Raw genomic sequence first — 14,874 nt, 5'->3', positions numbered from 1 at the left:
TCATATATTAGGAATAAAATCACGTTCGAGTACGTCCTCGATCGTGTTCTAGGACGCACCAACACTGGCCTCAGCACATACTGGCTCCAATCTCATGGTTTAAGGAGCCACAAGGTGAAACCCATTTATTTACTCGTTATCTTATTAACGTTCGGCCTAAATTCTGCCTTTGCAGCGAATGTTGGGTTTGAGCAATTCTCGCTTGATGATGACGCATCAAGACCACTGAATGTTTCCATCTGGTACCCAACGGTTCAAACGTCACCAAAAACCGTGATTGCCGAAAATCCCGCTTTTATTGGTACTGAAGTGATCAAAACAGCAACGCTAGATGCGAGAAAAGCGCCTGTTGTTTTGCTTTCTCATGGCTATCGTGGAAGCTGGCGGAATCTCAATTGGCTGGCGACTGAGCTTACCAAACGCGGTTACGTGGTGGCCGCGACTGATCACCCCGGTACAACAACTTTTGACCAATCCCCACCGCAAGCCGCGCAATGGTGGCAAAGACCAAGAGATATTTCCCGCTTGCTGAGTTTTCTGCTGGCTGACTCAAAGTGGAGCCACGCTTTGGATACGGACGACATTTCCGCTATCGGTCACTCTTTGGGGGGATGGACGGTGATGCAGTTGGCAGGCCTTGAAATTGATAGAAACGAATTGAAAAAACAATGCCAGCTCATTTTTAATCCAAGAACGTGCGGACTGGCAAAAGAGCTGGGGCTTGATGAGGTTCAGCCAACGGAGCCCGAAACCACTTCGATTAAAGATACTCGCATCAAACGTGTTGTCAGTTTGGACTTGGGTTTAGCGCGCGGATTTTCTGTTCAGAGTATGACTGAAACGCTAACACCGACACTCATTCTCGCTGCAGGCATCGACATCGGCGATTTGCCACAAGCGATGGAATCAGGCTATTTGGCTGAACATTTACCTTTGTCGACAAGACACTACAAGGTGTATGAGCAAGCCACCCATTTCAGTTTCATGCAGCGTTGTAAGGCCGGTGCTATCGACTTGCTTGAACAGGAGTACAAGGGCGATGGCATTATCTGTAAGGATGGATTCGGCACCCAGCGTGAAGCACTGCATGCCGACATGTTGGAGGATATCCTATGGTTTCTTGAGTAGCTCATACAGGAATCAAAGCGTGCCGCTTCGGAATTCGCTGGGCGTTTTTTCGGTGATCCGCAAAAACTCTCTGTTGAAGTTGGATTTAGTCTGAAAGCCCGCTTCAAGATAGATTTCAGTGATCGCCAAGTCGCTATTTTTCAGCAAGGACTTGGCGTGCTCAATCCGATAGCGGTTGATGGCGCGGGAAATATTCTCCCCACAAACCTGATTCACCGACGACGAGATTTTTCTCCCCGGAATACCCAGTTTCCTTGCCAGCTTATTTAAGGTCAGATCAGGGTCTTTAAACAGCTCCCTTTGCTCCATCATCTCGTCCAATCTCGCGACCACCGATTGCGCCTCATCATTCTCGTCAGTGATGAGCTCAGGTTCATGCTCCACTTCAGAATTTAAGTCATTGAGAGCCAACTCCGCGTCATCAGCCTCACACACTTCTGCTTCGGGCACTTGCTCTTGGGAGGGCACACTTCCGTCAACAATCACCACCAGCATACCCATGACAGGTATCAGTATTAGATAGCTGAACGTCAGAATGAAGCCCGTGTGCTCAGCACCAAACGCGACAAAGTCATAGGAGATTGCCCCATCAATGAATGCAGAAAACAGTAACAGTGCACCCGCAACTCTTTCGGAGTAACTTGTCTGATTTGTGTCGCTGAGCCTTACCTTGTCTGCGGTTCTGAAAGAAAGAGACAGTAACCACACACCATAGACTAGGTACAAAATCACCAGCAATACATCTGTTAGCCACAACCAAAGATATGGGTAACTGGCAGAGGATAATGCCACCAGCCCAGGACCAATCCAGTGAACGTCACTGAGCGGCTTGTTCGAGTGTGCTTGAGAGAAACACCACCATGCCACAACAGGAAGGCACGCGCCTAACATGGGTTGGATTGTGCGGAAGAAACTAATATCCGTCGTCCACCTCAAACCCACGACCGCAGTTGCAGCAGCACACAGGATCAGAAACCAAAAAGCACGGTTTGACTGGTGGTATGAACGATTGAAAATGATCGCCGCACCGAAAATCAACATCAAAGACGCCACAAATGGCAATGGGATAGAGAGCATTTTTGTCCTTTAACTTGATCTCGTCACAATGAGAGGGATTCGTTCGCCACTTAGAAGTAATGCGCGATGTCCAGATACCGGTTGCGGATATGTTCGATCAACGCCTTCACCTTGGTCGGAGGCTGTCGGGTAAACGGATACACGGCATAGATGCCGAGCTTCTTACCCACTTGCTCAGGAAGAATATCAATCAGCGTACCTTCCAACAGATCATGGTAAACCAAACAGCGCGGCACGTACGCAATGCCATAACCGCCCAATGCGGCTTTGCGAAGTGCAGTAGCATTATCAGTGGAAAAACTGCCAGACACTTTGACGATGTAGTTACCTTTACTCGCCTTGAATTCCCAGTCCGACGCCCCAGTGGTTTGATACGCGTATTGCAGGCAATTGTGGTCGACCAATGCTTCCGGTGTGGCGGGTTTTCCGTGTTGGGCAATGTATTGCGGCGAAGCACAAACTATCCATTGTGAATCAAGGAAATGGCGGGCAATCAGGCTGGAATCTTCCAGATATCCCGTGCGGATAACCAGGTCATAGCCACCTTCAATCAAGTCGACGAACTTGTTGTCGAGCGACATATCGACGGTGAGACCAGGGTTTTGATAACAGAATTCCGCCACGGCATCTGCCAATAGCAAATCGCCGGAAATGGTTGGCACCGACATTTTGATATGACCGCTAATGTTTTCGCCAAACCCCACGACCGAATCGACCGCTTCCTGGGTAGCCTGTTTGACGTTTTTCGCCCCCTGTAAAAGGGCTTTTCCCGCTTCTGTCAGTGTGAGCTTGCGAGTCGTGCGGTAGAGAAGCTGAACCCCTAATTCTTCTTCTAATCGCGCAACACGTTTACTGACAACGGAGTTTGTCAGGCTGTTTTGCTCGGCAGCTTTACTGAAGTTGCCGAGCTCAACCACTTGGGAAAAGAGAATTAAATCATCGGCGCGCACGACATTTACTCACTCTAAGAAACAATAAAGACCATTATTTCCTTTTCTCAGAGAAAGTAAACTTGTATCAGAACAATCGACGCTTGAGGCCTGTTTTTTCCAGTACTCGGGTGGAGATTTCTTCAACCGACAATGAGGTGGTGTTGATGTAAGGAATCGCTTCACGACGAAACAAAGATTCAATCGTTGCGATCTCCTGTTCACACTGCTCGCTGCTGGCGTATTCACTGCCTGAAAGCCGGTTCTGACGGATCTGGGTCAGGCGTTCTGGCTCAATCGTCAAACCAAACAACTTGTGACGCTGGAACTCGAATTCAGGCAATAAACGCAGCATTTTCATGTCTTCTGCGATAAACGGGTAGTTCACCACACGAAGGCCAAATTGCATCGCCATGTAGAGGCTGGTCGGGGTTTTACCACTGCGAGAAACACCCAGCAGAATGATGTCGGCTTTATCCAAGTCTTTTAAAGAAATGCCGTCATCGTGCGCCAAGGTGTATTCAATGGCCGAAATACGGTCAAAGTAGGTGTCTGAATCCTTACTGACACTGCGGGAACGTTGAAGTTTTGGCTTGGGCTCGATTTGAGTGTCCTCTGCCACACGCTGGACGATATTTTCCAACACATCGTAGAAAAATGCTGGTGCCTGAAGCAGTTGATCACGCATGGCAGGAACGACCATGGAGAAGAAAACCAACGGTTTTACCCCATGTTTATCGTGGGATTGTTGGATCTGTTTGACCAAATCCGCCACTTTGTCTTCAGACTCGACAAAAGGGAACGTTTTCTCGTTTGAGACAAAGGAAAACTGACCCAAAACAACATGCCCTAATGTCTCGCATGTGATGGCTGTCCCGTCCGAGACATAAAAGACGTCTCGGGTTTGAATTTCTGTGTGCTTCAAAGGTTAATCTGCTCGCAAAATTTTATTAGGATACAAACATAACAATAACAACAAATGGTCAGCCATTAACGTTTGCTCAGCTTTTGAAACCCATAGCGTTTTTTTAGCCCAAACTTAAGGTTTACCGCCCAAAACCCAATACAAAAACTGCATAGTTTCTGGAGAAAGACATGCAAAAGAACACCCTCTGGTTCGATACCCTGTCCATGGATGATGTTGACAAGGTCGGCGGCAAAAACGCTTCTCTTGGCGAAATGGTTTCCAACCTCGCTAATGTTGGCGTTTCTGTCCCGAATGGGTTTGCGACCACTTCGTTTGCGTTTAACCAGTTCCTTGATTACGAAGGTCTGGATGATCGTATTCACCAAGTGCTCGATGAACTGGATATTGAAGATGTTGAAGCCCTACGCAAAGCCGGTTCCCAAATTCGACAATGGGTACTGGACGCCCCCTTCCCTACTGATTTAGAGCAGGATATCCGAAACAATTACGAAACGCTGGTAGACGGAAATTCGGAGCTTTCCGTTGCTGTGCGTTCATCTGCGACCGCCGAGGATTTGCCGGATGCATCCTTTGCAGGCCAGCAGGAAACTTTCCTGAACGTCAAAGGCATCGATGCCGTGCTTGAGGCAACCAAGCACGTCTTCGCCTCCCTGTTTAATGACCGCGCGATTTCTTACCGTGTGCATCAAGGCTTTGATCACCGCGGTATCTCTCTGTCTGCGGGCATTCAGCGCATGGTGCGTTCAGACAAAGCTTCATCTGGCGTGATGTTTACTCTGGACACCGAATCAGGCTTCGATCAGGTGGTGTTTATCACTTCCTCATGGGGTCTTGGTGAAATGGTGGTGCAAGGTGCGGTGAACCCTGATGAGTTCTACGTGCACAAACCACTGCTGGAAGCGGGTCACCCTGCAGTAGTAAAACGCACTTTCGGCTCTAAGCTGATCAAGATGATTTACGCCGACAGCCAGGAAATTGGTAAGCAGGTAGAGGTTATAGATACCTCAGCAGAGGAACAAAACCAGTTCTCGCTGAATGATGATGAAATCGCAGAGCTTGCCAAGCAAGCGATGATCATCGAGAAGCACTACAAGCGTCCAATGGACATTGAGTGGGCAAAAGACGGCATCGACGGCAAGCTGTATATCGTTCAGGCACGTCCTGAAACGGTTTGCTCGCAGAAGCAAGGCAACGTGATTGAACGTTACGAGCTGAGCGCCAAAGCAGGTGTATTGGTGGAAGGCCGTGCTATCGGTCAACGTATCGGCAACGGTAGTGTCCGTATCGTGAAATCACTGGATGAAATGTCATTGGTACAGGACGGCGATGTGCTGGTCACTGACATGACTGACCCTGATTGGGAACCAGTGATGAAGAAAGCTTCCGCCATTGTCACCAACCGTGGCGGCCGTACCTGTCACGCGGCGATTATTGCCCGTGAACTTGGTATTCCTGCCATCGTCGGTTGTGGCGACGCCACCAGCAAACTTAGCGATGGTTCGGAAGTGACTATCTCTTGTGCAGAAGGTGAAACCGGTTACGTTTACGAAGGTAAGCTCGACTTTGCGGTCAGCCAAACTGCAGTAGACGAACTACCAATGCTACCGACCAAAGTCATGATGAATGTGGGTAACCCGGATCGTGCGTTCGACTTCGCCCAAATTCCGAACGAAGGTGTTGGTCTTGCCCGTCTGGAATTCATCATCAATAAGATGATTGGTATTCACCCCAAAGCCCTGCTGAACTTTGACGCACAAAGCGCCGAACTGAAAGAGACCATCAATGAGCGCATTCGCGGTTACAAAGATCCGGTCGATTTCTACGTCAGCAAACTGACCGAAGGGATCGCGACCATTGGTGCCGCTTTCTGGCCGAAGCGCGTCATCGTGCGTATGTCAGACTTCAAATCGAACGAATACAGCAACCTGATTGGTGGCAGCGAATTCGAACCCCATGAAGAAAATCCAATGTTGGGCTTCCGTGGTGCTTCACGTTACATCTCGCCAGTGTTTGAAGATTGCTTCGAGTTGGAAACTCAGGCGATCAAACGCGTGCGTGACGAGATGGGTCTGAAGAACGTTGAAATCATGATCCCATTCGTTCGCACTACAGGTGAAGCGGCAGAAGTGAATGACCTTCTGGCGAAACACAACCTGCGACGTGGTGAGCAGGGTCTGAAAGTCATCATGATGTGCGAACTGCCATCTAATGCGGTATTGGCGGAAGACTTCCTGAAGTACTTTGATGGCTTTTCCATTGGTTCAAACGACATGACCCAGCTAACGCTAGGCCTTGACCGTGATTCCGGTGATGTCGCGCATCTGTTTGATGAGCGTAACCCAGCGGTGAAAGCCATGCTGAAGATGGCAATTAATGCAGCCACCAAAGCAGGTAAGTACGTCGGTATCTGTGGTCAGGGACCTTCCGATCACGATGACTTGGCGCAATGGCTGATGGATCAGGGTATCAGCTCTGTTTCCCTCAACCCGGATACCGTGGTTGATACCTGGATGAAACTTGGCAAGGTGGCTGACAAGTCTTAATTCATCCATTCAATAAATGATAAAGCCCGCGGTTTAAAAATACTGCGGGCTTTTATTTTGCGTAGCTAACACATCGTTGAATGAGTTGGATCATAGCTTGATGCCTCAGGACTTATCGGCCAACAGACGATGTTTAGCCCTAGTCATCGTTAACAAGCCTGAGCAAGGTTTCCTTTGTCGCGAATCTCGCTACCACCGCGATTTGCGCTTACTTTACCAAGATAGAATAACGTTGGCTGGCGATGCCTTCCGGTTCTGCTAGATAAAACAGTAATTGTGAATAGTGGCAACACCAGAGCGAGCAGGAAATCGAGGCGGATCAGTGTGAATAAAAAAAGCCCCCGCTCTTCAGCGGGGGACTTTGTCGCCGTATGGCTTGCTTTCAGACCTTATTGCATTGAAACTTTTTAGTATTTCTAAACAGTGAACTGTCCCAGAACATCGTTTTGATCGGACACATTCTGTTTTTGACCTTTAATCACGTCATGCATCTCATTCACTAACCTCGACACTTCCGCGGAAATGTCTTTTGTCACCTGAGCATTACGATTGACCTCCTCACAAACAAGGCTCTGCTCTTCAGCCGCTGAAGCGATTTGATATATCATGTCTGTGATTTGGGCTACTGCTTCACGAATGGATTGAAGCTCAATATCTGCATCTTTTGAGTGCTCTAATGTTTGACCAACTTCCTGTTGGCTAGCTTCCATGACTTCCAACGCCTTTTTGGCCCCACTTTGAAGGGATTCAATCATGGTCCCAATTTCCTCGGTAGACTGCTGAGTTTTCTGTGCCAGCTTCCTCACTTCATCAGCTACAACAGCGAATCCACGACCGCTATCCCCTGCACGCGCCGCTTCGATAGCCGCGTTGAGCGCCAATAAATTAGTCTGCCCTGCAATATCTGTGATGACACTGAGCACTGAACCAATGCCCAATGCAGACGTGTTGAGATCAGAGACCACGGTCACTGCTTCGCATACTTGATTGGATAACGACGCTGTAGAGCGCGCAGAACTCTCTACTAAATGAGCACTTCGGTCCACATTGTTACTCGCACTCTGAGCGGATTCAGAAGCCAGTTGGGAATGGTTAGCCACTTCTTTCGCACTTACCGACATCTGGTTCATCGCGGTTGCTAGCTGATCCACCTCATTCATTTGCCTATCAATCTTGTCTCTAGCTTCCGAGGCACTAAGTGTTGAAGCATCCATACCTGTACCTACTTTATCTCCCAGCAATTTCGTCTCAGAGATCATGGCGCCCAATCGCTGCATAAGTGTATTGACACTCATGGCGACATTGCCAATCTCATCTTTGCTAGTAACTTCTATGTGCTTAGTCAGATCGCCATCCCCTTCAGTAAGCGCTTTTATTTTTTGCTGCAATCCAATGATTGGCTGGAACAGTCGCTGTAAAACAAAAACCAGAACAGCAATCGATACCAACAACAAGACCACAGAGACCAAAAGCATACGGTTAATCAAAGTATCTAAAGACTGATAAACGGTTTCTTCATCCACACTGACCACATAGAACCAAGACTTTCCCGCCCCCAATTCAATCTGATTGTGATAAGCCGTTCTGGTTTTATCATGACTCGGATAATCAAAATAACCATAACCAGGCGCTAATAACTCTCTCTCGTACGGAGCGAGTTCTGGAATTAAGCTGATTGCTGTCTCGCCCGGTTTGCTTTTTCTACTTGATGAAGCAACGACTATTCCTCGCTCATCAAATAAAGAGGCAATACCACTTTCTGGGAGTCTATTAACAATCTGCTGCGCAATAATGTCGATCGTAAGATCAGCGAGTAGTACTCCTTTGATTGTTTTTCCTTCATAAAAAGGCTCAGCAATACTCACCATCAACTTTTTTGTTGTGGCACCGGTATAAATATCGGTAATAATGGTACCGCCTTTCTCTTTGGCCGCTTTATACCACCCTCTTCCTCTGGGGTCATAGGCCTTAGGGTCGTATTTCCCAGAGTTCGAGCTAAATGCACTGCCATTCTCGTATCCCACAATAACGGCAAACACTTGGGAAGAATTTTTGATTTGACTTGTAGATAATAATATTTGCTCATCAGATATTGATTCAGCAAAAAAAGGGGCATTTTTCTGAAGAGAAAGGGAAACATTTCCAATCCAACTTTCTACAGTATTACTTACCGCATCAACACGAAGAGAAATATTCTCATCAATATTTTGGGTTTTCTCTTCGCTCAGAAAATAATAAGATAAGTAGCTCGATATACTTAAAGAGAGAGTAAGAAGAATAGCAGAAATTGCAATAACTCTCTGTTTGAATCCAAGGTTTATCAATTTCACCATAGCTCTAAATCTCAACATCCCGCTGAATATAGTCGGTAAATTCTTCTTATTAACGAAATAAAAACTAGGTTTTATGACCGCTTTATTCACGCCTTTAAGAAAGATTTTTTGACACACTGTTGGTGCTGTTTCATTAGGTATAATTATGACACAACATAAAAACTATATTCGCCATAATGATATTCGTTTATTAATTGATACATACTTTCATTTATGCACATTCATATCTGAACAAATATCACACTTACAGAAAGGAAAGATCAATAGGTTACACTTTAATATGAAGAAATTTTACATTAAGATGTTGATATATATAAATTAATTTCTTCTCCTTTAATAATTTCAATAGAGTTCACAAAAATGACGACGAATAAAAAAGCCCTCTGAGTTCAGAGGGCTTTGATCTTTCTCTGTGTTGCTATTCTAGTAACCCTGCGGGTTCTTTGACTGCCAGCGCCAGGTGTCTTCTACCATGTCGTTTAAGGTATGGGTTGCCTTCCAACCCAGATCTTGCTGCGCTTTGGCTGGATCCGCCCAACATTCAGCAATATCACCTGGACGGCGTGGCGCGATTTGGTAAGCGATATCTTTACCGCATGCTTCACTGAACGCTGCTACCATTTCCAGCACGCTCTTACCGTCGCCGGTTCCCAGGTTATAAATGTGCAAACCTGCTTTCTTGCCGACTTTATCAAGCGCCGCAAGGTGGCCTTCTGCCAAGTCAACAACGTGGATATAGTCACGTACACCACTACCATCACAGGTTGGATAATCATCACCAAACACAGACAGGAATTCACGGCGACCAACGGCCACTTGTGAAATAAATGGCATCAGATTGTTTGGAATGCCTTGTGGATCTTCACCCATCTCACCGGATTTGTGCGAGCCGACAGGATTGAAATAGCGAAGAAGAGTAATGCTCCAGTCTGGGTTCGCTTTTTGGAAGTCAGTCAGACACTCTTCCACCATCAGCTTACTGCGGCCATAAGGGTTGGTCGCTGACGTTGGGAAGTCTTCACGGATTGGCACAGAAGCCGGGTCACCATAAACAGTTGCCGACGAGCTGAAAATCAGCGAGTGAACGCCTGCATCACGCATCGCATCCACCAGCACCAGAGTACCGTTAACATTGTTGTCGTAGTATTCCAGCGGCTTTTCAACCGACTCACCCACGGCTTTCAAACCCGCAAAATGGATGACTGCATCAACTTTTTCTTTTTCAAACACCGAGGCCAAAAACGCTTTGTCACGGATATCACCCTGATAAAACGTCGGCTTTTTGCCCGTCAGCTTTTCAATGCGTTCAAGCACCGCAAGTTTACTGTTGTGAAGGTTGTCGAGAAGGATAGGATTTAGGCCTGCTTCAATCATCTGAACACAGGTGTGACTGCCTATGTAGCCAACGCCGCCAGTTACGAGTACGTTCATGTCAAATCTCAATTGGGTTGTGATTTTAGTTTCCGTGTCTAGGTTCAATTCAAGCACGGATTTGTTATGGCGACCACTATACCTGAGCATGTCAGAAGTGCCAGTTACATACATCGAATCGCATAAAATCCACAGTGTTAGACGCAAATTCGAATAACTGGCTCGAATTCGAATAGGTAAACGTTGTGGTTTTACAGTGGATTTAATTCTAATGTGGCGGAGAGATAGGGATTTACTCGGTCGCAAGCTCCCTTGCCCTTCGGGCCGTTGCCTACTCGGCTTCGCCGGGCAACGTTGTCTCGCTTCGCTCGGCTGAACCCATAGGGTCTAGGGTTCTGCACCCTATCTCTTGCGAGGGTTAAAAATGCAAAAAGGCCGCTGATAATTCAGCGGCCTTTTTTAATGTGGCGGAGAGATAGGGATTTACTCGGTCGCAAGCTCCCTTGCCCTTCGGGCCGTTGCCTACTCGGCTTCGCCGGGCAACGTTGTCTCGCTTCGCTCGGCTGAACCCATAGGGTCTAGGGTTCTGCACCCTATCTCTTGCGAGGGTTAAAAATGCAAAAAGGCCGCTGATAATTCAGCGGCCTTTTCTAATGTGGCGGAGAGATAGGGATTTGAACCCTAGATACGCTATTAACGTATGCCGGTTTTCAAGACCGGTGCTTTCAACCACTCAGCCATCTCTCCGTAAGTGCCGCGAATATTACAAAGCCCTCGCGAGCTTGTAAAGCCCGAATTTAGTCAAATGCGCTTGTTTGAACAGGGTTTAGACACATTGCACACGTAAGCACCAATAAAGGACGCTAAACAGACAAGGCGAGCCGAAGCTCGCCTTGTTAGCATGCAGCTAACGTCGATTAACCGAAACGGCCACCGATGTAGTCGCGGGTCAGCTTGTGCTCTGGGTCTTCGAAAACACGCGCTGTTTCGTTCACTTCTACCAAGTCACCTAAATGGAAATACGCAGTGCGGTCAGAAACACGCTTCGCCTGAGACATGGAGTGTGTCACCATCACGATACTGAAGTTCTCTTTCAGTTCACTGATCAGCTCTTCGATGATGCCCGTGGCAATCGGGTCAAGCGCTGAACAAGGCTCATCCATAAGGATAACTTCTGGTGCAATCGCGATAGTACGGGCGATACAAAGACGCTGCTGCTGACCACCTGAAAGACCCGTTGCTGGCTGATCAAGGCGGTCTGCCACTTCAGCCCAAAGACCTGCACGGCGCAGCGATTCTTCAATCACGCCATCCAGTTCATCTTTTCCATCCACCAAGCCATGAATACGCGGGCCGTAAGCCACGTTGTCGTAAATAGATTTCGGGAACGGGTTTGGACGCTGGAATACCATGCCCACCTGTGAACGAAGCTCAACGATTTCCTGCTCTTTGGCATAGATGTTATGACCATCCAGCAGGATTTCACCTTTCACTTCACAACCAGGAACAGTGTCGTTCATACGGTTCAGACAGCGCAGAAAGGTAGACTTACCACAGCCTGATGGGCCAATCATCGCCAGCACCTGTTTCTCACCAATGTCGAGATTGATGTTCCGAATTGCTGATTTCGCGCCGCCTTCGTAGCTCACGCTAACATCGCGTGCCGTCATGCGTGGAGCCTGAACAAATGGCACACCACAGGTCTCTTTGGGTGCAGCGGTTTTTTCCGCAGCCATTTCTTGAGGGATTTGATTCAGTTCACCTGTGTGAGTCATTACAGTTGTCATATCCATACTCCTACCATCTGCGCTCAAGGCGCTTACGCATGATAACGGCACATGCATTCATCAGTGCCAAGAACGCCAGCAATACCATGATTGCGCCTGAGGTGTTCTCAACAAAACCTTTTTCCGGGTTTTCAGCCCAGAGATAAATTTGTACTGGTAGCGCGGTGGCTGCATCCAGCGGACCAGAAGGAACGTCAACAATGAACGCCACCATACCAATCATCAGAAGCGGAGCGGTTTCACCCAGTGCCTGTGCCATGCCGATAATGGTACCGGTCAGCATGCCTGGCATGGCCAGCGGCAGTACGTGGTGAAGCACCATCTGCATTTTCGACGCGCCTACACCCAATGCAGCATCACGCACCGAAGGTGGGACTGCTTTGATTGCTGCGCGGCTGGAAATAATAATGGTTGGCAGTGTCATCAGTGTCAGCACCAAACCACCCACCACCGGCGCCGAACGCGGCAAGTCAGCCACATTCAGGAACACCGCCAGACCCAGCAGACCGAAAACGATAGATGGCACAGCCGCGAGGTTGTTGATATTGATTTCAATGAGTTCGGTCGCGCGGTTACGTGGCGCAAACTCTTCCAGATAAATCGCTGCAGCCACGCCAATTGGGAAGCTAAGTATCAAGGTCACCAGCAAGGTGTAGAAGGAGCCCACTGTTGCACCCCAAATACCAGCCAGCTCAGGGTCACGGCTGTCACCGTTGGTGAAGAACTTGGTGTTAAATACTGTGCGCACACGGTCTTCACTTTTCAGTTCGTCATACCATTCGATTTGAAGGTTTTTGAACTGACGACCATCTTCCGGCGTGCTCGCCTTGATGTTGCCTTTGTTGTACTGGTTAAAGTTATCGCCTGCTTGTGCCCAGTAAGTGATGGTCTGTCCAATCAAAGATGGGTCAGCCATTACCTTGTCACGCAGGTCATATTCCGCGCCATTAGAAATGAAGCTGTATAGCGCACGGCGTTGTTTTCGGCCGTCGACAGCTATCTCTTCACGAAGGGACTGACGAAGCACTTTGCGAAAGCTCGCACCCATCAGCACTTTAGGATCGGTTTCATCACCATCAATGCCGAGCGCTTCGGGAGAAAGATCTACCTGAAGCTCAATTTCCGTGGTGAAAAACGCGGTGTAACCTTCGGAAAAAATGGTGGTCATCAAGACAATCAAAAACGCAAACGCCATCGAAATCGAAGCAATACCGTAGAAGCGGAAACGTTTCTCTTTGGCACGACGACGGGCTACACCCGCTTTGACACGCTCGCGTTTGGTCTCTGCCAGTTTTAATAATTTATCAGTCATACTGCTCTCGATATTTCTTCACGATTCGAAGTGCAACAAAGTTAAGCGCCAGTGTTACAACGAACAATGTCAGGCCCAGTGCGAACGCAGCCAGCGTTTTAGGGCTGTCAAACTCTTGGTCACCCACCAGCAAGGTCACGATTTGAACGGTGACGGTAGTGACAGAATCCAGCGGGTTAGCAGTGAGGTTTGCCGACAAGCCTGCGGCCATCACCACGATCATGGTTTCACCAATCGCACGTGAAACGGCAAGTAACAAACCACCCACGATGCCTGGGAGCGCCGCGGGTAACACGACTTTGCGAATGGTTTCTGAACGTGTCGCACCGAGGCCAAGTGAGCCATCACGAAGAGACTGGGGCACTGCGGTAATCACGTCATCAGACAGTGATGAAACAAAAGGAATGATCATCACGCCCATGACGGCACCTGCTGCCAACGCACTTTCCGAGGAAACATTGCTCAGTCCAATCGATTCGGCCACATCGCGGATAAAAGGTGCAGCCGTCAGCGCAGCAAAAAAGCCGTAAACCACGGTTGGAATACCCGCGAGGATTTCCAGAATAGGTTTAACGATATTGCGCACCCGTGGCGTGGCATATTCGGCCAGGTAAATCGCACTCATCAAACCGATGGGGGCTGCAATACACATGGCGATAAAGGAAATCATCAAGGTACCAGTGAACAGCGGAATCGCACCAAATGCGCCGCTTGCACCTTGTTGGTCTGCACGCAGGGCAATCTGCGGTGACCATTGCGTTCCGAACAGGAAGTCCGTGACCGGGATAATCTGGAAAAAGCGAATCGCTTCGAACAACACAGAAAGCACGATGCCTGCCGTCGTCAGGATCGCCAATGTTGAACAGAACATCAGGAATATTTGCAGGCATTTTTCCACATAGTGGCGCGCCTTGAGCTTTGGCCGAACCATTCGCCAGCCAGCCGCCAAACCTACCAGAGACGCAGTCAGTACTGCTACCCATCTCAGTGTCAGTCCGATACTTTGTAGGTGGTGGTAGTGTTCTGATGCTGCAAGCAGCGCCGGATCTTCGGTCTTTAAAACGCCATTCGCAATGTGCACGATTTGGCTGTAAAGCAGTGTCATACTTTCGTGCGCTTGTAGCGTGGATGACGGGATCTGGGCCATCACCAGAGAGTGAACCAGACTAGGTTCTATGGCTTGCCAGATCAGAAGAAGAATCACCGCAGGCACCGCTGCTAAAATTGCAGCAAAGGAACCATAGTAGGCTGGTCGGGAGTGAAGTTTTTTCAAACCACCTTCAATGGTAGCCACTTCCCTGGAGCGTTTTTTGGCGAGTACAAAAGCGCTTATTGCAAACAGCGCGACTATCACCATCAATGTGGACGTCTGCATCCGTATTCCTTAAATCCTTTTTTACCCAAACCGAGTTTCAATTCGATTCGGGCAAATACAGCAAAAGGTGGTGCACCTTAAAAAGTGCACC

Annotated in this window: 10 protein-coding genes, 1 tRNA gene and 2 other RNA genes; 2 read left to right on the top strand and 11 right to left on the bottom strand. The window is 48.3% G+C overall.

Going from position 1 to position 14,874, the window contains the following annotated elements; all coding sequences use genetic code 11:
- Window positions 1-114 precede the first annotated feature (114 nt).
- Complete coding sequence (locus K6Q96_RS05465; protein ID WP_251878460.1) at window positions 115-1,128, top strand: alpha/beta hydrolase family protein; 1,014 nt, start codon at window positions 115-117, stop codon at window positions 1,126-1,128.
- Window positions 1,129-1,140: 12 nt separating this feature from the next.
- On the opposite strand, the gene K6Q96_RS05460 is transcribed toward K6Q96_RS05465, so the two are convergent.
- From K6Q96_RS05460 to ppsR, 3 genes are all read right to left on the bottom strand, one after another.
- Window positions 1,141-2,205, bottom strand: coding sequence for a helix-turn-helix domain-containing protein (locus K6Q96_RS05460; protein WP_251878458.1), 1,065 nt, complete (start codon window positions 2,203-2,205; stop codon window positions 1,141-1,143).
- Between the two features lie 50 nt (window positions 2,206-2,255).
- Window positions 2,256-3,155, bottom strand: a complete 900-nt coding sequence (locus K6Q96_RS05455) for a LysR family transcriptional regulator (protein WP_251878456.1) — start codon at window positions 3,153-3,155, stop codon at window positions 2,256-2,258.
- A gap of 67 nt (window positions 3,156-3,222) precedes the next feature.
- Window positions 3,223-4,059, bottom strand: coding sequence for a posphoenolpyruvate synthetase regulatory kinase/phosphorylase PpsR (gene ppsR / locus K6Q96_RS05450; RefSeq protein ID WP_251878455.1), 837 nt, complete (start codon window positions 4,057-4,059; stop codon window positions 3,223-3,225).
- A 170-nt stretch (window positions 4,060-4,229) separates the two neighbouring features.
- Here ppsR and ppsA point away from each other — a divergent pair, with 170 nt between their 5' ends.
- A complete protein-coding gene (gene ppsA, locus K6Q96_RS05445; protein ID WP_251878453.1) occupies window positions 4,230-6,605 on the top strand; it encodes a phosphoenolpyruvate synthase in 2,376 nt (791 codons plus the stop codon).
- 416 nt (window positions 6,606-7,021) lie between these two features.
- Here ppsA and K6Q96_RS05440 read toward each other — a convergent pair whose 3' ends face one another.
- The 8 genes from K6Q96_RS05440 to pstC all read right to left on the bottom strand — a co-directional run bounded on the left by K6Q96_RS05440 (window position 7,022) and on the right by pstC (window position 14,783).
- Window positions 7,022-9,055, bottom strand: a complete 2,034-nt coding sequence (locus tag K6Q96_RS05440) for a methyl-accepting chemotaxis protein (protein ID WP_251878451.1) — start codon at window positions 9,053-9,055, stop codon at window positions 7,022-7,024.
- A gap of 306 nt (window positions 9,056-9,361) precedes the next feature.
- Window positions 9,362-10,369, bottom strand: coding sequence for a UDP-glucose 4-epimerase GalE (galE, locus tag K6Q96_RS05435; RefSeq protein WP_251878449.1), 1,008 nt, complete (start codon window positions 10,367-10,369; stop codon window positions 9,362-9,364).
- 214 nt (window positions 10,370-10,583) lie between these two features.
- A non-coding RNA gene (locus K6Q96_RS05430) (RtT sRNA) lies at window positions 10,584-10,730 on the bottom strand.
- 44 nt (window positions 10,731-10,774) lie between these two features.
- Window positions 10,775-10,921: non-coding RNA, RtT sRNA (locus K6Q96_RS05425), on the bottom strand.
- A gap of 44 nt (window positions 10,922-10,965) precedes the next feature.
- A tRNA-Ser gene (locus K6Q96_RS05420) sits at window positions 10,966-11,056 on the bottom strand.
- A gap of 170 nt (window positions 11,057-11,226) precedes the next feature.
- Window positions 11,227-11,979, bottom strand: a complete 753-nt coding sequence (gene pstB, locus K6Q96_RS05415) for a phosphate ABC transporter ATP-binding protein PstB (RefSeq protein WP_231590948.1) — start codon at window positions 11,977-11,979, stop codon at window positions 11,227-11,229.
- 127 nt (window positions 11,980-12,106) lie between these two features.
- Window positions 12,107-13,408, bottom strand: a complete 1,302-nt coding sequence (gene pstA, locus K6Q96_RS05410) for a phosphate ABC transporter permease PstA (protein WP_251878447.1) — start codon at window positions 13,406-13,408, stop codon at window positions 12,107-12,109.
- Window positions 13,401-14,783, bottom strand: a complete 1,383-nt coding sequence (gene pstC / locus K6Q96_RS05405; protein WP_251878445.1) for a phosphate ABC transporter permease subunit PstC — start codon at window positions 14,781-14,783, stop codon at window positions 13,401-13,403. Before pstC ends, pstA begins: the two co-directional genes overlap by 8 nt.
- Window positions 14,784-14,874: the final 91 nt, after the last annotated feature.

It is taken from the genome of Grimontia kaedaensis, assembly GCF_023746615.1.
GTDB classification, from domain to species: Bacteria; Pseudomonadota; Gammaproteobacteria; order Enterobacterales; family Vibrionaceae; genus Enterovibrio; species Enterovibrio kaedaensis.
Note: the sequence above shows the minus strand (reverse complement) of the source record. Positions and strands in the feature narration are given on the sequence as shown.